Genomic DNA, 19,345 nt, shown 5'->3' on the forward strand with positions numbered 1-19,345 from the left:
TTGAATTATTTTAGCGTACAGCAAGTTTCTTCGGAGCTGTGCTGGCCATACGAGTCGGGCTGGTTTTAGAGACCCCAGGAACGTTACGCACAATGCAATTGCCACCCTTGGCCTTAATGCCCGCACACATGGCTTCTGCAGTTTGCGCATTGCCAAAACCCATAGCAGCCAAACGATAGAGTGTTTTGCCCTTCACGGTTACGCGTGAGCTTGCATATTTGAAAGCCACAAGGTCAGCATTTTGGGAAGAAAGAATGCCCCATGCCCGTTTCGCACCTTCGGCTGATGAATACGCACCAAGTTGTACCAGATGCGTTCCAGAGGATACCGCTTGTGGCTTTGGTGTAAACGCAACTTGCTGCATGACCGGTTTTACCGCAGATACAGCCTGAATCGCTGCTGTTCTCACTGGAGCAGGTTTGGCTGCTGGCGCTTTTTCACCTTCAACAATGAACTTGTCAGCTGGCAAAATTTTCTCGGGCGAAGGCACTGCCTTGATCAATGGTGCAGCGGCAGGAGCGACAGCAACCGGCTTGGCAGACATGCTTGCAGGCAGGTCAACTTTCGTAACCTTCACGTTATTTTCTTTAGCCGTAAAATCTACTTCCGCAGATTGACGTGGTGCCGGGCCAACTGCTGGCAATGGCGTGTTGCGGTCAAAGCTCGCCACTTCACGGCTATAATCTTGTGACGGGCTTGTTTGAGCGATTGCATCAACGGTAGGAGCCGCATTCAGCGCCAAACGCATTGGTTGACCGGGATCATTCGGCATTGGTGTGATGTTTAGCAAAGATGCCACGCGGGTCTCATAGGCACCAGGACGAGCCATTTGAGCCCATTGCATTATCCGTTTGTCGACAGTTGCCGGTGTCATATCCTGTGACGCTAGCAGCTTGGCTTCTCTCCAGCGACCATCCAAAGCGTAGGCCAAGCCCAGGTTCTGGCGGGTGCGCCCGGTTGCATCAGAATTGCGAATGGCCTGTTCAAGTACAGCAATTGCTGTTTTTGAATCGCCAGCCAAAGCCAACGCCAAACCATAGTCGGCGGTCGGAATATACTGGCGGTTATCGGCAACGACGCGTTTCGCTTCATCGGCTTTGCCTTGCGCAAGCTGCGCGAGGCTCAGGCTCAATACCGTGCGAGCGTCGACTTTACCCAGTTCCATCGCATCTTCAAAGCTGCGTTCAGCAGAGCTGAAGCGGCCTGCTGTCATATAGGATTGACCAAGCAAAGCGCGGGTCTCGGCATCGTTGCCAACCGCTGCAACAGAGCGTTCGGCAAATGCGATCGCTTTATCTGTTTCGCCTTTGGCAAGTGCCTTGGTCGCTTTTTTCGCATATCGCGGACCATCTTTTACCGATGCCGGTTTGCTGGACGAAGATGCCACAGACCCGCCGCCAAACGGGCCGCAGCCTGTAAGCACGGTGCCCATTACCATGGTCGAAGCAGCAAGTTTCAGTATCATATCGCGTTTCATATCAATGCCCTCGCAATCAAAATCAATTATGCAGCGCCGCGTGCTGGTACACGCTCCGCCAGTTCTTCTAGTTCAGGAATAGTCTTCAAATATTCGTCGACAGCTTTGGTTACCAATTGCTGTGCCGAAACGTTCTTTACGGCTGTTGCCAATCGCAGTTTCAAATGCCGTTCCGGGTCCAAACGAAGCGTAAATGCGGTTTTCGCTTTGCTCGTTCTGGATTTGGTTGCTGGCCGCACCCGTTTTGGTCGCTGATTATAATCCTGAGCAGCTTTCACTACAGCGCTATGCTCCGCCAGTGGCGCAACTTCGCGAGAAATGGATAGCGGCGCTGGAGGCGGAGCATCGGTTTCACGCACCGGCTTGTTCGTCAAAACCGTTTCGGGTTTTGTGCCAAGCTTCTCGGCGATTTCTTCCTGCTGCTGTTTCACAGCCGGAAGCGCTTCTGGAATCGCGCCTGCAAGCGGATTAAGGTTAATTTCGTTTGCGTCAAATGCTTCGTGATCTGGGTTCACGTCGTAACCCATGTCATTCCAGCCCAGGTCCTCATGCGGATCATCGCTGGAAAACTCCTGATCAGGGAAATTCAATCCCTGACGACGCATGGCCGGCTTGGCGCCGCCTTTGCGGGCCAGCAAGGAGGAAGACAAAGATGCCAGTGGTTTGGGTTCGCTCATTTTATCGGCCCTTTCCATCAAGAACCAATAACCCGGCGACCAAAGCCGGTGCCGGAACCGGGGCGCTGAAATCCCTGGCTTGCGCTATGTGATAAGCTGGGAGCGGAAAATACTGTCCGGCGGAAGTTCTTTTCAAGCCGATCAGAAATATAGCTCCAGAGTTGAATAATTTCCTGCGATGAGCGGCCGTCCGGATCAATTTCCATGACCGTCCGTCCGTCGATCATCGAACCGGCAAAATCGGTTCGGTGATGCACGGTAATCGGAGCGACCGTGCCATGTTGTGAAAGGGCGACAGCTGCTTCAGAAGTAATTTTTGCTTTTGGTGTCGCGCCGTTTACAACAAACAACAGAGGTTTTCCGGCTCGATCACATAAATCAACGGTCGCTCCAACGGCGCGCAAATCATGGGGACTTGGCCGCGTAGGTATAACAATCAGTTCAGCGACCGAGATAACGCTTTGGATGGCCATGGTAATAGCAGGCGGCGTATCAATGACGGCAAGCTTGAAGCCTTGCTGGCGCAAAATTGCCAGATCAGCCGCGAGGCGGGATACGGTGGTTTGCGCAAATGCGGGAAGTTCTGCTTCGCGTTCGTTCCACCAATCAGCCAGTGACCCTTGCGGATCGATATCGATTAGGACGACCGGGCCGGCGCCGGCTAGTTCCGCCTGAACGGCGAGATGGCCAGACAATGTTGTCTTGCCTGAACCGCCTTTTTGCGATGCCATCGCTAAAACTCGCACATCATTCCCCTTGTTCATTCAAGGTCCATTGGGACGCTTCAATCAATATTTAGGGGCCTGTCTGACACAGCAGCGCTAAAATAGGGTTAACGCGACACCAATGTTTTTTTCCGAGACCAAAAAAAGTTACATCACGTTAGACGAGGATTCATGTCTTGCTCATATTGTTTTTGCTAGACACATCCAGCCTGCGCGTATTAGCGTCCGTGGCAAATATTGCTTAACATCAAGCTTTTATGATTTGCTGACCATATTAATTCAGGGGGTTTCCCGTATGAAAAATTCAATTGCCGCATTGAAATTGCTGTTCGTTACAGCAGCATTCGGATTTGCAGCCCCCTCATTCGCCGATGTTAAAGACGGCGTCGATGCCTGGGGCCGCGGTGACTTTAAAGCCGCGATTGCTGAGTGGCGGGGGCCTGCGGCTTCCGGAAATGCGGATGCGCAATTCAATCTGGCACAAGCTTACAAACTGGGTCGTGGCGTTCCGATGGATCTGAGTGAAGCTGAAAAGTGGTACAGGAAAGCCGCTGATCAGGGCCATCTTCAGGCACAGGACAATTACGGATTGATTCTGTTCCAGAGCAATCGGCGGTCCGAAGCGCTACCTTATTTACAAGAATCAGCCAACCGCGGCGAGCCGCGTGCGCAATATGTTCTGGGTACCGGCCACTTTAATGGCGACTTTGTCGAAAAAGACTGGGTGCGCGCCTATGCGCTGATGACACGCGCGTCTTCGCAAGGCCTCCCGCAGGCTACGTCCAATATGGCGCAGATGGATAAATATATCCCGATCGATAAACGCCGGGCCGCTATTGAGTTGGCCGGGCAGATGGAGCAGCAAGAAAAGCGTGTACGTACAGCGCAAGTTGGCGGGTTACGCCCTGCCCAACCTTCTGGGCCGATACAAACCGCCCAGTTGCCACCATCGCAAGCAATACCCCCAGCGCCCGCTCCAGTACCGCAGCCCGTTCCAACCGCTCCGGGCGCGACATATACCAACCCGCCTCCAGCAACTGTTGTTGCTGCAGCGGCGGCTCCGGTTCAAGCAGTGGCTGATGGAAAATGGCGCGTGCAATTGGGTGCCTTTAGCGATGAGAATAAGGCAAAAAACCTGTGGGGCAACTTGGAATCCCGCGTTACCGCCCTCGCAAATACACAACCCTATCTGGTGAAAGCGGGCGGCATAACCCGCTTGCAAGCCGGACCATTTGCGACCCGCGCGCAGGCCGAGACCATGTGCAGCAATGTTAAGGCGACCGGAAACGCCTGCATCGTAAAAGCGCGTTAATGCCGCGTTGCTTTTATCCGGTTTTAGCCCAGTCAGTGGATGCAATGCCCTGAATATATAGCAGCGCCGTTAAATCGTTGTGCTGGATAGCTACATCTGCGGCCTGTGCCGCTTTGGGTTTGGCATGATAAGCCACGCCCATTCCTGCCGCCTGTATCATGGGGATATCATTAGCTCCGTCCCCTACAGCAATGCAATCTGCGAGCTGCAAACCATGTTTTCCCGCCGCGGATTGCAATATTTCTGCTTTGCGGCTCGCGTCAACTATCGGCCCATTGAGAGCACCCGTTAGTTTTTCTTGCGCTGCTCCCAGCACATTGGCCTCGAACCGCTCAAACCCGATTTGCCTGGCAACCGGTTCTGCAAAGCTGGTGAAACCACCAGACACCAAAATCGTTTTTGCGCCGCGTTGTGCCATCGTCTTTACCAGAATTTCGGCCCCCGGCATGATCTTTACTCGATCATCAAGGCAGCGCTGGATTGCCGAGACTTCAAGACCAGCCAGCAAAGCTACCCTGCCCCGCAAGGCCTCTTCAAAATCGAGTTCGCCCTGCATCGCGCGCTCGGTGATTTCCGCTATTTGGGCCTTGATGCCCGCGTAATCTGCGAGTTCGTCGATACATTCGACGGTTATCATGGTGCTATCCATATCGGATATCAGTAGTTTTTTCTCACGATTTTCAGCGGGTTGAACGGCAATATCAGTCACACCATCTAGTGACGTCAAGGCGTCACGCCCATCTTCCATTGATCCTTCAAAGAAAATATCCACCACTCTGCCGTCAATAATCTCACCGGTTTCGGCAATCACACAGCCTCCAGCAACGAGCATATCCCGAGCCGAATTTAGCTCTCCCTTTTTCAACGTTTCTGCTGCTATTAGCGTGGCGATGAGCATGATTTCTCCGAATAAACAAAAGGAAGTGGTATTGATCGTTGGCCCAACCGCCAGCGGTAAATCCGCATTGGCACTGGAGCTGGCCAAAAAGCAAGCCCTGCAAAACCGGCAATCGGTGATAATCAACGCCGACAGCGCGCAAGTGTATCGTGATCTGCAAATATTGAGCGCAAGGCCTACGGAATCGGAAATGGAAGGCGTACCGCACAAGTTATATGGATATATAAACGGTGCCGAAGCTTGTTCAGCGGCGCGCTGGGCAAATGACGCCAAGACGGCAATTACGTCCGCCCATGAAAAAGACCATCTACCGATATTAGTGGGTGGGACGGGCCTTTATATAAGGACGCTGCTCAACGGTATCGCTCCCATCCCGGAAATTGATCCAGAAATCCGCGCTGAAATCAGGGCGATGGAGACGATGGAGGCTCAAACCGCGCTTCTCGCAGAAGACCCTATATCGGCAAAGCGCCTGAATCCCACAGATACAAGCCGGATTATGCGCGCTTTGGAAGTTGTGCGTTCGACTGGCCACCCGCTGGACTATTGGCATCAGCATATGACAGGCGGCATAGCGAGCGACATTTTGCTAAAGCCGTTGATATTGCTGCCACCGCGCGATTGGCTTTACGGGCGCTGTGACTTGCGGTTTGAGATTATGATGAACGGCGGTGCGACCGACGAGGTGCGGCATCTTCTGAGCCTTAATCTGCGCAACGATTGTCCGGTTATGCGCGCCATTGGTGTGCGGGATATTGCCGCAATGCTAAGGGACGAGATTGATCGAGATACCGCAATATCAAATGCGCAAATGGCAACCCGCCGCTATGCGAAGCGGCAATATACCTGGTTTCGCAATCAGTCCCCACCGGAATGGAAACGGTTGGAAGAGATATTAAATAACGACATTATCAACAATATTGAAACTATATTACAATATTAGATGTTGACATAACATAATAGTGTGTGTAGCGAGCCGGACTTTATGCGGCTTTGTCCCAGAAGTTGTGCATTGCACACAAAGACCGCATCGCCTATCAAACCGCCGTCCTCCCTAGGTTGGCACAGTTAATGGAGCATCACGTGGCCGAAAAATCCGGCGCAGATATATTGGTCGAAACCCTGATGGAACTCGGCGTGGATACCGTATTCGGTTATCCTGGCGGCGCAGTCTTGCCGATTTATGACGCGCTCTATGAGCACCCGAAAATCAAGCATATTCTTGTGCGCCATGAACAGGCCGCCACCCATGCGGCTGAGGGCTATGCGCGCTCCACTGGCAAACCCGGCGTTGTGCTGGTCACCTCCGGTCCCGGCGCAACCAACGCAGTCACTGGCATAACCGATGCGTTGATGGACAGCATTCCGATGGTGGTCATAACCGGTCAGGTTGCGACCAATCTGATCGGCTCAGATGCCTTTCAGGAAGCAGATACCGTCGGCATAACGCGGCATTGCACCAAACATAATTATCTGGTGAAAAAACCCTCGGACCTGGCGGGCGTTGTTCAGGAAGCTTTTCATATTGCCACACAAGGCCGCCCTGGCCCGGTTGTGATCGATATTCCCAAAAACGTGCAAGTCGCCGAAGCTGAGTTTTCGCGCCATAACGGCAAACATAATGGCCGCTATCAACCGCAGACTGAAGGCGATTTCAAAGCGATTAACGAAGCTGCCGAACTGATCATGAAGGCCAAAGCACCGGTGCTCTATACCGGCGGCGGTATCATAAACAGCGGACCAAAAGCCAGCCAGACATTGCAGGAATTGGCGGCGCTAATGGGCGCACCGGTTACTTCAACATTGATGGGTCTTGGCGCATTTCCTGCCTCGTCCGATCAATGGCTTGGCATGTTGGGCATGCACGGCACTTTTGAAGCAAATATGGCGATGAACAAGGCCGATCTGGTTATCTGCCTTGGCGCTCGCTTTGATGATCGTATCACAGGCCGGATTGACGCATTTTCGCCAAATAGCACAAAAATCCATGTCGATATCGACCGGTCGTCCATCAACAAGACCATCCGCGTTGATCTGCCGATTGTTGGCGACGTTGGCCGGGTGATGGAACAATTACTGGCGGTTCTGAAGGGGCGCAAGTTCTCGGCTCCGGGATATGACGAATGGTGGGCGCGGATCAAAGGCTGGCGCGCAACCAATTGTCTCGAATTCCCGGAAAACAAAGAAGAAATCATGCCGCAACTTGCCATCCGCAAGTTGTGGGAAGCAACGCATGAGCGTAGCCCGATCATCACAACCGAAGTTGGCCAGCATCAGATGTGGGCGGCGCAGCATTTTGATTTTGAATTACCCAATAAATGGCTGACCAGCGGCGGCTTGGGGACAATGGGCTATGGCCTGCCGGCGGCGATTGGGGCGCAACTCGGTGATCCTGACGCGTTGGTCATAGATATTGCCGGTGAAGCGTCGATCCAGATGAATATTCAGGAGCTGGGCACCGCAACCCAATATCGGCTGCCAGTGAAAATATTCATTCTCAATAATGAGTATATGGGCATGGTCCGCCAGTGGCAGGAATTGACCTATGAGAGCCGTTATTCAAATAGTTACAGCGATAGTCTTCCAGATTTTGTGAAGCTTGCCGAGAGTTACGACTGGACCGGTATCCGTATCGAAGATCCTGCTGATCTGGAAGCCGGAATCGACAAGATGATCAATACCGACGGCCCTGTTTTAGTGGATTGCCGGGTCGCAAAACTCGCCAATTGCTTCCCGATGATTCCGTCTGGCGCAGCGCATACCGAAATGCTGCTTACCGCAGAGGACGTAAAAGGCACGATGGACGATACTGCAAAGGCACTTGTATAATGCATATTCAAGACGAAGCCGTCGAACGCCATGTTCTCGCCGTTCTCGTGGACAACGAGGCCGGTATTTTGGCGCGTATCGCGGGTATGTTCACCGCACGCGGTTACAATATCGAAAGCCTGACTGTGGCTGATATCAGCGAAGATCACGCAATTAGCCGGATTACAATCGCCACCAACGGTCCTCCACATGTTATCGAACAGATTATCCACCAGCTCGACCGGCTTGTGCCCGTCCACAGCGTTCGGGATCTGACGGAATCCGGACCACACGTGCAACGTGAACTGGCATTGGTTAAAGTCGCAGGCAAAGGCGATAACCGGATCGAGGCCATGCGTCTTGCCGATGCCTATCGCGCGCGGATTGTCGATGCGTCTACCGAGAGCTTTATTTTTGAGATCACGGGTGCGCCTGAGAAAATTCAAACCTTTGTGGCGCTCATGCGAGAAGTTGGGCTCGTTGAAGTCGGCCGAACAGGGGTTGTTGCAGTCGGACGCGGTCCGAACGCCGGATGAATGAAATACTGCTCTTTCTCGCCGCATGTCTTGCGGTGGCTACGTTGTTAATCCACTCGATTGTCGGGGAAAATCGTCTGATAACGCCGCTGGTTAAATCCAACGATGGCGTGATGCAAGCCGATCTGGCAAAGCAGGTCATCCGTTTCGCTTGGCATTTCACGAGCTTACTGGGATTGATTGCAGTCTATATTCTGTTCGATGCCGCACAACGTTTTGAGACTGCGGACAAAATGCTACTGGCGATAACTGGAGGCGTGTTTTTACTTTCCGGAGTTTACGATGCTGTCGTCACTAAAGGCAGACATATCGGATGGCCCTTTCTCTTTGCCATCGGAATACTCACCATTATTGCAATCATCTAAAATTCAAAGGACCATTTGATGAAAGTTTATTACGACGCCGACGCCGACCTCGGCCTGATCAAAGACAAGAAAATCGCAATTGTCGGTTATGGCAGCCAGGGCCATGCTCATGCGCAGAACTTGCGCGATAGCGGTGTAAACGACGTCGCGATTGCGCTCCGAGCTGGTTCTGCGACTGCCAAGAAAGCAGAAAGCGCTGGCTTCAAAGTTATGACCAATCAGGATGCGGCAAAGTGGGCTGATATCGTAATGATTCTTGCGCCAGACGAGCATCAGGCCGCGATTTACGCCGATGATTTGCATGACAATATGAAGCAGGGTGCCGCCCTCGCCTTCGCGCACGGTCTCAATATCCACTTTGGTCTGATCGAAGCGCGGGAAGATCTTGATGTTATCATGATCGCGCCCAAAGGGCCCGGTCACACAGTGCGCAGCGAATATCAACGCGGTGGCGGTGTTCCGTGCCTGATCGCAATCGACCGCGATGTTTCCGGCAATGCCCATGATGTTGCGCTGGCCTATGCCTCCGGCGTTGGTGGCGGACGTTCCGGGATTATCGAAACCAATTTCCGTGAAGAGTGTGAAACCGATCTGTTCGGTGAGCAAGCCGTTCTTTGCGGTGGCATCACCCATCTTATCCAGGCCGGGTTCGAAACACTGACCGAAGCCGGTTATGCTCCGGAAATGGCCTATTTTGAATGTCTGCACGAAACCAAGCTGATCGTTGATCTGCTTTATGAAGGCGGGATTGCCAATATGCGCTATTCCATCTCCAACACCGCAGAATATGGCGATATTACAACTGGACCACGCATCATCACTGCTGAAACCAAAGCGGAAATGAAACGCGTATTGGCCGATATTCAATCCGGTCGCTTTGTGAAAAACTTCGTTCTGGATAACCGCGCTGGACAACCGGAACTCAAAGCTGCCCGCAAAGCCGCTGAAGCCCACCCGATTGAGGAAACCGGCGCGCAGCTTCGCGCGATGATGCCCTGGATTGGCGCTAACAAGCTGGTGGATAAAGAGAAAAACTAAACCACGAACTCGCTGGCAATTGGGATGATCGGTCGCTAGTTTATGGCGATTGATCAAAAGGAGTCCCCCAATGCATAGGAAGTTCAAGGCAATGTTACCCGTGGGAGCCGCCGCCGTGGCTATTGCGATAGCTATTCCCGCAATCGCTGATAATCACGGAAAGGCACCTGATCCGTCGATTCCCGGCCAGATGGATACAAGCCGGGTGGCAGCGGGTAGCTACGCTACTGATCCAGGCCATACCCTTGTTAGCTGGAAGGTCAGTCACTTTGGGTTCAACGATTATATCGGCCTGTTCGGCAATATAACTGGCACCATGCAACTTGATCCCGTCAATCCACAAGCGGCAAAAGTCGATATCAGCATTCCGGTGGCCGAGGTTACAACCGCGAGTGAAGGTCTTACCGGCCACCTTCTGCGCGCACCCAAGGAAGAAGGTGGAAACCCGGATTTCTTCGGCCCTGAACCGGATGCTGCCCGCTTTGTGTCAACGGCAGTAAAAGTCGCCGAAAACGGGACCGATGCGACAATCAATGGCGACCTGACCCTGAATGGTGTCACCAAACCCGTCACCATTGATGCAAAATTTTCCGGTGCCGGTACCAATCCGTTCAACAAGAAAGAAACGGTCGGCTTCCACGGAAAAACGATCATCAAGCGTTCGGATTTCGGTGTAATGTACGGTATTCCGGTCGTCTCGGATGAGGTCCACCTCAAGATCAGCGTGGCGTTTGAAAAGCAATAGACCAAAAAAAGCGGCGAAGAGTTGGTCTTCGCCGCTTTTCAATGTCGACGTCAATAATTACTGATTATCAAAAGTCGCATCTTCGGGAACCTTCGGCCACGCGGCGTCGGCTTTCTCGATAAATCCGGGAATATCTGTCAGCCAGGTGTCCTGCACCATTTGATTAAAATTCAGATAGAGCTTGCCATCAACAATCTTGTACTTCGTCGGATCACCTGAAGCGAGACGGCCACGGGACATCGCCCATGCGCAATGTCCACCATATTGCGGCGCAAAGGCAGCCGGATCGGCCTTGAACTTTTCAGCATTTGCAGCGCTGGAAAAATAATAGTCAAAATCGTTATATTTCACGCCGAAATCTTTTGATCCTTTAACAGGAACGCCGTCGCCCTCAAAATAACTTACCGGATCATAGCCGCTTACAGCAACATTTGCCGGGCCTTTGGGATCGATAAATACCGGGCCCTGCATGTCATCAGTGACCCGTGCAAAATCGATCATAGGCATATCTGTGCCAGGCATAGTATCGCCAGTTTCGGTAACAGTTGAGCCGGTGTCGGTATCGGCTGCATCATCCGCTGCGGGCGGTGAACAGGCGATGGGTAGAAATGCGATCATTGTGATCGCCAGAAATTTCGATTTCATTTGAATGTCCTTCTCATTCGGCGAAACAGCTTTGATAGAGAGAAATTCTGTTTAGGCTGTAACCCTCAAGAGATATTTCGCGAGTTCGCCTGTAAAAGTTTCAGTCAATCAAAAATAATTATCAAAGTATTGAAAAATAGTATTTTTTATTGCGGCTTCATGGCGTCCACGGCAGCATTGTCGACGGCCTCTGCTGCTGCCGCGGCTGCATCAGCCGCCGCATCCGACATGCCCTCCGCATAGCTATCGGAAGCCATCGCATCATCTGCCGCGAGGGCTGCTGCATCGTTCTTCTCTGCTTCGCACGATTTCAGCTTTGTAAATGCTTCGCGGAAACCCGACACATCCAGGTCCGCCAGCAAGATGTTACCGCGATATAATTGCAAAGCGTTGCTTTCGGCGATGCGATCCAACAGATCGTCTGTGATCCCGGCGGTGTAAGACTTGTTCTCCGGTACATTATATCCAAGAACATCGTATGTTTTGGCATCAGCAAAATGTTCCCCAGCGCCAATTTTTACTGGAATGACCTTCTCTCCAATAACCCCTTTGAATTTGGGATAATAGACTTCAAGATCATAATGACCTTCGTGCAAGCTCACTACTACACCCTTGCCATCAGCCCATTCGGCATCGATCGAGCAATCGGAATCCATGATCGACCAATTGTTGTTTTCGGCGACAGGATGACGATCATCGTCCTGCGCTTGTGCGACTGTAGCGGACATCAGAACCGCAATGATCAAAAAACGGCTGCTCATGCATTCCATATATGCCTGTCCGGAGTTCGGCTCAAGCAAATTAGCGCTGGACAAATATTGGTGAATTCTGGATATGGAAATGATGCAACGGTCTGAACTAATACTCCTTCGACTTACCCGCCCTTAGGCGTGCCATTGCCGCTGCGCGCAAGCCGCAGCACCCCGCCTAAGGGATGATTTTCCACCAAATGAAATCAACGGACCGAGATTGACCTTTGCGCTGTCTCGCGAGCAGCATAAGAGAAGAACCATGCACCCAAATCCATCACATAAATATCGCCCGTTTCCGCAAATTGATTTGCCAGATCGGCAGTGGCCGTCAAAAACCATAACCAAAGCCCCACGCTGGCTCTCGACCGATCTGCGCGACGGCAATCAGGCTCTAATTGACCCGATGGACGCGCAAAAGAAGCAACGTTTTTTTGATTTACTGATAAAAATCGGGATCAAGGAAATTGAAGTTGGCTTTCCGTCTGCGGGCGCTACCGACTTTGATTTTATCTCTGGTCTCGTGAAATCAGGCAAGATCCCGGATGACGTCATGGTGCAAGTTTTGACCCAATCCCGCCGGGACCTGATCGAAACCAGTTTTGCCAGCCTTGAAGGAGCGAAGCAGGCGATTGTGCATCTTTATAACGCGGTCTCCCCTGCCTGGCGCGATGTCGTGTTCAAGCTGGACAAACAAGGCGTCAAGGATATCGCCCGTGAAGGTGCTTCGATATTACGCGAACAGGCGGAGAAATATCCCGATACCGACTGGCATTTTGAATATTCACCGGAAACATTTTCAACTGCTGAACTGGATTTCAGTTTGGAAGTCGTCGAGGCGGTGATGGAAATACTGGAGCCGACAGCTGAAAAACCGTTGATTTTGAACCTTCCTGCTACGGTGGAAGCGTCCACCCCCAATATCTACGCTGATCAGGTCGAATGGATGTGCAAGCATATCAGCAAGCGCGACCATGTTATAATCAGTCTGCACACTCATAATGATCGCGGCTCCGGAATAGCCGCATCCGAACTGGGCTTGATGGCTGGTGCAGACCGGGTGGAAGGTTGCTTGTTCGGCAATGGCGAGCGCACTGGCAATGTGGATTTGGTGACATTGGGCCTGAATATGTATACTCAAGGTATTGATCCAGAAATTGATTTTTCGAACATGGACGAGATTGTCAAAACGGTAGAATATTGCAACCAGTTGCCGGTTCCTGCCCGCCACCCTTATGCGGGCGAACTGGTGTTCACCGCCTTTTCCGGTTCGCATCAGGATGCGATTAAAAAGGGTTTCACGGCGCAAGAACAGCGCAATGACGAGCTGTGGAATGTTCCCTATTTGCCGATTGATCCGCGTGATATTGGCCGCGACTATGAAGCGGTCATCCGGGTTAACAGCCAGTCTGGCAAGGGCGGTATTGCCTGGATATTGGAACAGGATCAGGGACTGAAACTGCCCAAGCGCCTGCAAGCCAATTTCAGCCGGACGGTCCAGGAACTGGCCGATGAAACGAGCCGCGAGCTATCGTCCGAAGATATCTGGGGTGTATTCCGACAGCGCTATCACCTTGATGGCAGCGGACGATATAGCCTGGTCGACTATGACGAAAGTAAATCCGGAACCGACCGGATATTTGTCGGTAAGGTTAAAGGACCGGATGGCACAATCTCTGTCAGTGGGCGCGGCAACGGGTTGATATCCAGCGTGGTTGATGCGGTTTCTTCTGCGCTCGGCGTTGAACTGGAGATAATGGACTATTCAGAACATGCGCTGGGTTCTGGCAAAGACGCGCAGGCCGCCGCTTATATTGAGTGCAAATCCGCTGACGGGCGTGAATTTTATGGTGTCGGGATTAATAGCGATGTCGCGCGCGCATCAGTTGAGGCCTTGCTCAGCGCCGTAAACCGGATTTAGGTGATCGAAAGGGCATCTTTCTTAATTGTTCGATTAAAATAACAGTAGCATCGAACGGGCCTTCGTATATGTCCCGATAAACGCATCTATCCAATGGGGAATTTATGACTTTACCAGCAATTTTTGACAATCTGCGCCTGCCACTTATCGGATCACCATTATTTATTGTTTCCGGTCCAGAGCTGGTGATTGCCCAGTGCAAAGCCGGCATTGTCGGTTCCTTTCCTGCCCTCAATGCGCGCCCGCAATCAATGCTGGACGAGTGGATGCACCAGATCACCGAGGAACTTGCGGCGTGGAACCGCGACAACCCTGACAAACCGGCAGCACCGTATGCGGTAAACCAGATAGTCCACAAATCAAACGACCGCCTCGATCAGGACATGGAAACCTGTGCGAAGTGGAAAGTTCCGCTGATCATAACATCGCTCGGCGCGATTGAAGACCTGAACAAGGCTGTTCACAGCTGGGGCGGGATAACCCTTCACGACATTATCAACGATAAATTTGCTCACAAGGCGATCGAGAAAGGCGCTGACGGTCTTATTCCCGTTGCTGCGGGCGCGGGCGGCCATGCCGGCGTTACATCCCCGTTCGCGCTGATGCAGGAAATCCGCGAGTGGTTTGATGGTCCGGTTGCGCTGTCTGGCGCCATTGGCTGCGGTGCTTCGATACTGGGTGCGCAGGCCATGGGCGCGGACCTTGGCTATATGGGTTCCGCATTTATCGCGACCAAAGAGGCCAATGCGGATCAGGGGTACAAGGACGGCATTGTTGAAGGCAAAGCCAAAGACATTGTGTATTCCGACCTGTTCACCGGCGTCAGCGGCAACTATTTGCGCGGTTCCATCGAAAACGCTGGTCTTGATCCGGATAATTTGCCTCAAGGTGACTATAAAACGATGAACTTCGGTTCCGGGGGTAATACCGACAAAAAAGCCTGGAAAGACATCTGGGGCAGCGGCCAGGGCATCGGTGCCATCGATGAAGTGCGTTCCGTGCAGGAAATGGTTGATAAACTGACTAATGAATATCGGGCGGCGCGGGATAGTTTGAAGGGGCGGTTTGATTACTAGCGCCGATTGGTCCCAAGAGCGTTGAAATTGAGAATGGCCATTTTATCGGCAGCAATTGGGTGGGATGCTGCCATTGGACAGATCATATTCGGATGACCGCATTTGGGCCGATAACTGACTGTCAGCTTTCAGCTGGTAGCGCAGCGAAGCAGCCGGTCGGCTGCCGATCCAATAGCGGACATTCCGAGGGCCGGGGTTGACTGCGGATTACGTGCCCGTTAGGTGAGACCGCTAATGGCGATCGGAAGTCGATCAGCCTTCAGGAGAGTATGCGTGCTTTTTCACACCATGGTCGGATCGAACGACATTGAACAATCCAAGCGCTTCTACGACACGGTGCTCGGCACCTTGGGTGCAGGGGAAGGAACGCGGAACATCGCCGACAGCGGCCATACCCGCCTGATCTACAATAACGGCAACGGAACTAACTTCATCGTCAGCCAGCCGATCAACGACGAACCGGCAAGCGTCGCCAACGGCAGCACAGTCGCCTTTTCCTGCGACTCGCCCGAGCAGGTGAAGCAGCTTCACGATACCGCCGTTGCCGCTGGCGGAACCTCGATCGAAGCTCCCCCCGGACCGCGCGAAACTGCCTCCATGGGCACCATCGAACTGGCCTATTTTCGTGATCCCGACGGCAACAAACTGTGCGGAATTCATTTTCCTGCCTGATCCGTTTCCGCGACCCATCAGGTAATCTTATCAACGTTGTCGACAGCTAGGTCCTTTGCGGCTCTGATGTTGAGACGCAACGCATAGCAGCTTTCGGGATATCAAAAATTCGCGTCTAATGTCCGTAATTGGGGCGCTATCCGAATGGCAGCAATTGCAGTCTTATCACCTCGCTAAAGGACATTGTCCGTCGTTTTCTCGCGCTTCACATTTCTCCGCGTTGACGGCGGATTGCGAACCATTTCTCGACATTGGCATTATGCTCTTGCAGTGTTCTGGCGAACACATGGCCGCCTTTTCCGTCAGCCACAAAAAACAGATATTCTGTTTCTACCGGATTGAGCACCGCTTCGATCGAGGATCGACCGGGGTTGGCGATCGGTCCTTTGGGCAAACCGATCATCGCATAGGTGTTATAATCATTGACCGCGGCAATTTCCGACTGCCGGATACGGCGGCCTAATGGCTTGCCCTTGGTAATCGGATATATGATCGTCGGATCGGCCTGCAGCATCATATTTTTCTTCACGCGATTGCTATAAACTGCGGCAACCGTGCGCCGTTCGCGGGCTAATGCGGTCTCTTTTTCGACGATGGAAGCCAAGGTCAGCAACTCGTTTCGATTTTTAACGACGATGCCGGGTTTTCTCTTGGGCCAGAGTTCTTCGATTGTCTTGTCCATCGCCGTTTGCATGCGTTTCAAAACCGCCGCCCGTGGCTCTCCTCGTTCAAAGGCGTAGCTGTCAGGCAGCACAGAGCCTTCCGCAGGCACCGGAATATCGCCTTTGAGCAGTTTCTCCGCCATGAGTTTTTCATACACAATGATTGATGGTGTGCCTTCGGGGATGGTAACAAGCCGCTGAACAGCCTTCCCGCCTTGCAATATCTCCAGGATCTGGGCGTTGGAAGCGCCGGCTGGGATCTGGAATTCGCCAGCCTTTATCGGCTCGGAACCACCAAATATTTTAGCCCGATTGAGAAATGTTTCAGCAGATTTAATAACGCCTTCCGCTTCCATCGCCTCTGCAGCAAGTCCGAGGCTGGAGCCTGGCTTGATAACAATCGTTCGCTCATTTTCAAGCGGACCGCTGGCATTCCAGCCATAGATGAAATTCCCGGCGAGCAGCGCACAGATGATCGCCGCAACAACAATTATCAGGCAACCAAAACGGCGCATGTTCTTCTTATACAGCCTTCATGATGATGCTGGCATTTGTGCCGCCAAAGCCGAAGCTGTTGCTGAGCACGGCTTTCACGCTGCGCTTTTTGGCCACCAATGGCACCAGATCAACCCCCTCACAGCCTTCATCGGGATCGGTGAGGTTTAGCGTCGGCGGAACAATCTGGTCGCGCATCGCCAAAATACAGAATATGGCTTCCACAGCCCCCGCGCCTCCCAGTAAATGGCCAATGGCCGATTTGGTCGAACTCATCGACATGGTTTTGATATCATCTCCAAACAGCCGTTTCACTGCTGCTAGTTCCAGCGTATCGGCCATAGTTGATGTGCCATGCGCATTGACATAGTCGATATCAGCGGTGGACAGACCGGAACGTTTCAGAGCCATTTCCATCGACCGGTAAGCGCCAACACCGTCAGGATGCGGGGCGGTCACATGGTGGGCGTCTCCAGAAAGGCCATATCCAACCACTTCGGCGTAAATATGGGCTCCACGCGCCTTGGCGCGTTCAAATTCTTCCAGACAGACGACGCCAGCGCCCTCACCCATTACAAAACCGTCACGGTTCTTGTCATAGGGTCGCGATGCGCCTTGCGGATTGTCATTGCGTGTGGAAAGTGCCTTAGCCTGCGCAAATCCGGCAATACCGATGGGGCAAATCGTTGCTTCTGCACCGCCTGCGAGCATGACGTCGGCATCATCCAGCGCAATCATCCGCGCGGCATCGCCAATGCTGTGTGCGCCAGTCGAACAGGCTGTAACAACCGCGTGATTGGGACCCATCAGGCCGTATTTAATTGACACCTGACCGGAAATGAGATTGATCAACCGCCCGTGGACAAAATGCGGACTGACCCGGCTTGGGCCACGTTCGTGAAGCACCAGAGATTCTTTTTCAATCCCCGGCAATCCGCCGATACCGGATCCGATAGAGCAACCTGTCCGAAGCTTGTCTTCATCCGACATATCGGTGAGACCGGCATCTTCCAGAGCCTGTCCTGCCGCATCAATCCCGTAAATGATAAATGGGTCGACCTGGCGCTGGACCTTGTGGTCGACCCGCAGATCGGGATCAAAACCATATTCATGGTCGGCTGGCTTCACTTCGCAAGCGATTGTACATTTTTGATCAGAAGCGTCAAAGCGCGTGATCTGACCCGCACCTGATTTTGAAGCCAGTATATTGCTCCAAGTCGTTTCCACATCCCCGCCCAGAGGTGTCACCAAACCTAATCCGGTCACTACGACACGACGCATATTCAGCTCCTAAATCAGTTATTCCGCCAGCGGCGAGATATTCCAGATATAAAAAACGGCCACCGGTTCAGGAAACTCCCAGGCCGGTGAGCCGCTTTGCAATTCGATAGCGATCATTGGCCCTGGGATGCCAACCTCAAACAGGCTGCATCCCAAAATCAATCAGTCTTTGTTTTTCTCGATGAAATCAATCGCGTCTTTGACGGTGCCAATTTTTTCCGCTGCATCGTCAGGAATTTCCACGCTGAATTCTTCTTCGAACGCCATCACGAGCTCCACAATATCGAGGCTGTCTGCGCCCAGATCATCAATGAACGCGGCCTCTTCGGTCACTTTGTCGGCTTCTACACCAAGATGCTCAACAACAATCTTTTTTACGCGGTCTGCAGTCTCACTCATGAGAGGTCCTTTTTGTTGATATTAGTTTTCGGTTTTGTCCTAGTGCGATGCAACGCACCTTGCAAGTCTAACTGCGCTGCAATTCGCAACTATTGCGGATGAATTTGGACAATATCAGCTAATCATCGCCATTCCGCCGTTAACGTGGATGGTTTGTCCGGTGACATAAGATGCCTCATTGCTGGCAAGATATGCGACGGCAGCCCCAATATCTCCACCTGTTCCCATTTTCCCTGCCGGAATTTTTTTGTTTATCGCATCTTTCTGTTCATCGGTCAGCGCGTCGGTCATTGGCGATTCAATAAAACCCGGCGCAACGCAGTTCACGGTAATACCGCGGGAAGCCAGTTCCTGCGCCAATGCCTTTGACATTCCTACGAGGCCAGCTTTTGAAGCAACATAATTAACCTGGCCGGGATTTCCGGTCGCACCGACAACCGAGGTTATCGAGATAATCCGTCCATGCCGCGCCTTCATCATCGGTCGAGCAGCCGCGCGCGCGAGGCGGAAAGCGGATTCCAGATTGACCTGCAGCACATTGGACCAGTCTTCGTCAGACATCCGCATGATCAGACCGTCCCTGGTAATACCGGCATTATTGACCAATATATCGAGCTTTCCCAATTTCTCGACAGCGGCTGGCACCAGCGCATCGACTTCTTCGGGATTGGAGAGATCACACGGCAGCATGATATGGCCTTTGCCTGCCAATTTCGGAACCTGTTCCATCAAGGTCAGCTTGCGCGTACCGGAAACTGCCAATGTAGCCCCGCGCTCCGCCAAAGAGGCCGCAATAGCAGACCCAATCCCACCCGAAGCACCGGTTACCAAGGCTGTCATTCCCGTTAAATCAAACATATTCGT

20 protein-coding genes are annotated in these 19,345 nt (G+C 52.5%); 10 read left to right on the forward strand and 10 right to left on the reverse strand.

Features of this window, described 5'->3' with window-relative positions:
- Positions 1–10: 10 nt before the first annotated feature.
- Genes HF685_RS02820 through HF685_RS02830 form a run of 3 tightly spaced genes read right to left on the reverse strand, consistent with a single transcriptional unit; the run spans position 11 to position 2,900 of the window.
- On the reverse strand, positions 11–1,477 hold the full coding sequence (locus HF685_RS02820; protein WP_168818211.1) for an SPOR domain-containing protein: 1,467 nt from the start codon (positions 1,475–1,477) through the stop codon (positions 11–13).
- 26 nt (positions 1,478–1,503) lie between these two features.
- Positions 1,504–2,154 (reverse strand): hypothetical protein, encoded by a 651-nt coding sequence (locus HF685_RS02825; protein ID WP_168818212.1) that lies wholly within the window; start codon positions 2,152–2,154, stop codon positions 1,504–1,506.
- Positions 2,155–2,171: 17 nt separating this feature from the next.
- On the reverse strand, positions 2,172–2,900 hold the full coding sequence (locus tag HF685_RS02830) for a ParA family protein (RefSeq protein WP_168821147.1): 729 nt from the start codon (positions 2,898–2,900) through the stop codon (positions 2,172–2,174).
- A gap of 274 nt (positions 2,901–3,174) precedes the next feature.
- Between HF685_RS02830 and HF685_RS02835 the strand changes: the two genes are divergently transcribed.
- Positions 3,175–4,191: an SPOR domain-containing protein gene (locus tag HF685_RS02835; protein ID WP_168818213.1), complete on the forward strand. Its 1,017-nt coding sequence runs from the start codon at positions 3,175–3,177 to the stop codon at positions 4,189–4,191.
- 13 nt (positions 4,192–4,204) lie between these two features.
- On the opposite strand, the gene serB is transcribed toward HF685_RS02835, so the two are convergent.
- Positions 4,205–5,089: a phosphoserine phosphatase SerB gene (gene serB / locus HF685_RS02840; protein ID WP_168818214.1), complete on the reverse strand. Its 885-nt coding sequence runs from the start codon at positions 5,087–5,089 to the stop codon at positions 4,205–4,207.
- Here serB and miaA point away from each other — a divergent pair.
- The 6 genes from miaA (at position 5,088) to HF685_RS02870 (ending at position 10,581) form a co-directional block, all read left to right on the forward strand.
- A complete protein-coding gene (miaA, locus tag HF685_RS02845; protein ID WP_246218715.1) occupies positions 5,088–6,032 on the forward strand; it encodes a tRNA (adenosine(37)-N6)-dimethylallyltransferase MiaA in 945 nt (314 codons plus the stop codon). The genes serB and miaA overlap by 2 nt on opposite strands.
- Positions 6,033–6,172: 140 nt before the next feature.
- Positions 6,173–7,918 (forward strand): acetolactate synthase 3 large subunit, encoded by a 1,746-nt coding sequence (locus HF685_RS02850; RefSeq protein ID WP_168818216.1) that lies wholly within the window; start codon positions 6,173–6,175, stop codon positions 7,916–7,918.
- Positions 7,918–8,433: an acetolactate synthase small subunit gene (gene ilvN / locus HF685_RS02855; RefSeq protein WP_168818217.1), complete on the forward strand. Its 516-nt coding sequence runs from the start codon at positions 7,918–7,920 to the stop codon at positions 8,431–8,433. The genes HF685_RS02850 and ilvN overlap by 1 nt, the downstream gene beginning before the upstream one ends.
- Positions 8,430–8,798 carry a hypothetical protein gene (locus HF685_RS02860; RefSeq protein ID WP_168818218.1) on the forward strand — a complete coding sequence of 123 codons (369 nt, stop codon included), beginning with the start codon at positions 8,430–8,432 and terminating at the stop codon, positions 8,796–8,798. The genes ilvN and HF685_RS02860 overlap by 4 nt, the downstream gene beginning before the upstream one ends.
- Before the next feature lie 18 nt (positions 8,799–8,816).
- Positions 8,817–9,836, forward strand: coding sequence for a ketol-acid reductoisomerase (ilvC, locus tag HF685_RS02865; RefSeq protein ID WP_168818219.1), 1,020 nt, complete (start codon positions 8,817–8,819; stop codon positions 9,834–9,836).
- Positions 9,837–9,906: 70 nt separating this feature from the next.
- On the forward strand, positions 9,907–10,581 hold the full coding sequence (locus HF685_RS02870; RefSeq protein ID WP_168818220.1) for a YceI family protein: 675 nt from the start codon (positions 9,907–9,909) through the stop codon (positions 10,579–10,581).
- Between the two features lie 57 nt (positions 10,582–10,638).
- On the opposite strand, the gene HF685_RS02875 is transcribed toward HF685_RS02870, so the two are convergent.
- Together HF685_RS02875 and HF685_RS02880 are read right to left on the reverse strand one after the other, a co-directional pair.
- Positions 10,639–11,226 (reverse strand): YHS domain-containing (seleno)protein, encoded by a 588-nt coding sequence (locus HF685_RS02875; protein ID WP_168818221.1) that lies wholly within the window; start codon positions 11,224–11,226, stop codon positions 10,639–10,641.
- 146 nt (positions 11,227–11,372) lie between these two features.
- Positions 11,373–11,987, reverse strand: a complete 615-nt coding sequence (locus HF685_RS02880; RefSeq protein ID WP_168818222.1) for a hypothetical protein — start codon at positions 11,985–11,987, stop codon at positions 11,373–11,375.
- 250 nt (positions 11,988–12,237) lie between these two features.
- On the opposite strand from HF685_RS02880, the gene leuA reads away from it, so the two are divergent.
- The 3 genes from leuA (at position 12,238) to HF685_RS02895 (ending at position 15,644) form a co-directional block, all read left to right on the forward strand.
- Positions 12,238–13,896, forward strand: a complete 1,659-nt coding sequence (gene leuA / locus HF685_RS02885) for a 2-isopropylmalate synthase (RefSeq protein WP_168818223.1) — start codon at positions 12,238–12,240, stop codon at positions 13,894–13,896.
- A gap of 104 nt (positions 13,897–14,000) precedes the next feature.
- Positions 14,001–14,972 (forward strand): NAD(P)H-dependent flavin oxidoreductase, encoded by a 972-nt coding sequence (locus tag HF685_RS02890; protein ID WP_168818224.1) that lies wholly within the window; start codon positions 14,001–14,003, stop codon positions 14,970–14,972.
- A 273-nt stretch (positions 14,973–15,245) separates the two neighbouring features.
- Complete coding sequence (locus tag HF685_RS02895) at positions 15,246–15,644, forward strand: VOC family protein (RefSeq protein WP_142788162.1); 399 nt, start codon at positions 15,246–15,248, stop codon at positions 15,642–15,644.
- A 205-nt stretch (positions 15,645–15,849) separates the two neighbouring features.
- Here HF685_RS02895 and mltG read toward each other — a convergent pair whose 3' ends face one another.
- The 4 genes from mltG to fabG all read right to left on the reverse strand — a co-directional run bounded on the left by mltG (position 15,850) and on the right by fabG (position 19,339).
- Entirely contained in the window at positions 15,850–16,821 is a 972-nt protein-coding gene (gene mltG / locus HF685_RS02900) for an endolytic transglycosylase MltG (RefSeq protein WP_168818225.1), read from the reverse strand.
- Between the two features lie 7 nt (positions 16,822–16,828).
- The gene (gene fabF, locus HF685_RS02905; protein ID WP_168818226.1) at positions 16,829–18,082 is read right to left on the reverse strand and encodes a beta-ketoacyl-ACP synthase II; all 1,254 of its coding nucleotides are present in this window, start codon (positions 18,080–18,082) and stop codon (positions 16,829–16,831) included.
- A gap of 162 nt (positions 18,083–18,244) precedes the next feature.
- Entirely contained in the window at positions 18,245–18,481 is a 237-nt protein-coding gene (locus tag HF685_RS02910; protein ID WP_168818227.1) for an acyl carrier protein, read from the reverse strand.
- A gap of 114 nt (positions 18,482–18,595) precedes the next feature.
- Positions 18,596–19,339: a 3-oxoacyl-[acyl-carrier-protein] reductase gene (fabG, locus tag HF685_RS02915; protein WP_168818228.1), complete on the reverse strand. Its 744-nt coding sequence runs from the start codon at positions 19,337–19,339 to the stop codon at positions 18,596–18,598.
- Positions 19,340–19,345 lie beyond the last annotated feature (6 nt).

The sequence above is a fragment of the Parasphingorhabdus halotolerans genome (genome assembly GCF_012516475.1).
GTDB classification, from domain to species: domain Bacteria; phylum Pseudomonadota; class Alphaproteobacteria; order Sphingomonadales; family Sphingomonadaceae; genus Parasphingorhabdus; species Parasphingorhabdus halotolerans.

Coding starts and splice junctions, on each gene's coding strand:
- leuA (WP_168818223.1), top strand. CDS start 12,238: ATGCACCCAAATCCATCACATAAATATCGCCCGTTTCCGCAAATTGAT.
- HF685_RS02870 (WP_168818220.1), top strand. CDS start 9,907: ATGCATAGGAAGTTCAAGGCAATGTTACCCGTGGGAGCCGCCGCCGTG.
- fabF (WP_168818226.1), bottom strand. CDS start 18,082: ATGCGTCGTGTCGTAGTGACCGGATTAGGTTTGGTGACACCTCTGGGC.
- HF685_RS02880 (WP_168818222.1), bottom strand. CDS start 11,987: ATGAGCAGCCGTTTTTTGATCATTGCGGTTCTGATGTCCGCTACAGTC.
- miaA (WP_246218715.1), top strand. CDS start 5,088: ATGATTTCTCCGAATAAACAAAAGGAAGTGGTATTGATCGTTGGCCCA.
- serB (WP_168818214.1), bottom strand. CDS start 5,089: ATGCTCATCGCCACGCTAATAGCAGCAGAAACGTTGAAAAAGGGAGAG.
- HF685_RS02890 (WP_168818224.1), top strand. CDS start 14,001: ATGACTTTACCAGCAATTTTTGACAATCTGCGCCTGCCACTTATCGGA.
- mltG (WP_168818225.1), bottom strand. CDS start 16,821: ATGCGCCGTTTTGGTTGCCTGATAATTGTTGTTGCGGCGATCATCTGT.
- ilvN (WP_168818217.1), top strand. CDS start 7,918: ATGCATATTCAAGACGAAGCCGTCGAACGCCATGTTCTCGCCGTTCTC.
- HF685_RS02825 (WP_168818212.1), bottom strand. CDS start 2,154: ATGAGCGAACCCAAACCACTGGCATCTTTGTCTTCCTCCTTGCTGGCC.
- fabG (WP_168818228.1), bottom strand. CDS start 19,339: ATGTTTGATTTAACGGGAATGACAGCCTTGGTAACCGGTGCTTCGGGT.
- HF685_RS02875 (WP_168818221.1), bottom strand. CDS start 11,226: ATGAAATCGAAATTTCTGGCGATCACAATGATCGCATTTCTACCCATC.
- HF685_RS02820 (WP_168818211.1), bottom strand. CDS start 1,477: ATGAAACGCGATATGATACTGAAACTTGCTGCTTCGACCATGGTAATG.
- ilvC (WP_168818219.1), top strand. CDS start 8,817: ATGAAAGTTTATTACGACGCCGACGCCGACCTCGGCCTGATCAAAGAC.
- HF685_RS02910 (WP_168818227.1), bottom strand. CDS start 18,481: ATGAGTGAGACTGCAGACCGCGTAAAAAAGATTGTTGTTGAGCATCTT.
- HF685_RS02835 (WP_168818213.1), top strand. CDS start 3,175: ATGAAAAATTCAATTGCCGCATTGAAATTGCTGTTCGTTACAGCAGCA.
- HF685_RS02860 (WP_168818218.1), top strand. CDS start 8,430: ATGAATGAAATACTGCTCTTTCTCGCCGCATGTCTTGCGGTGGCTACG.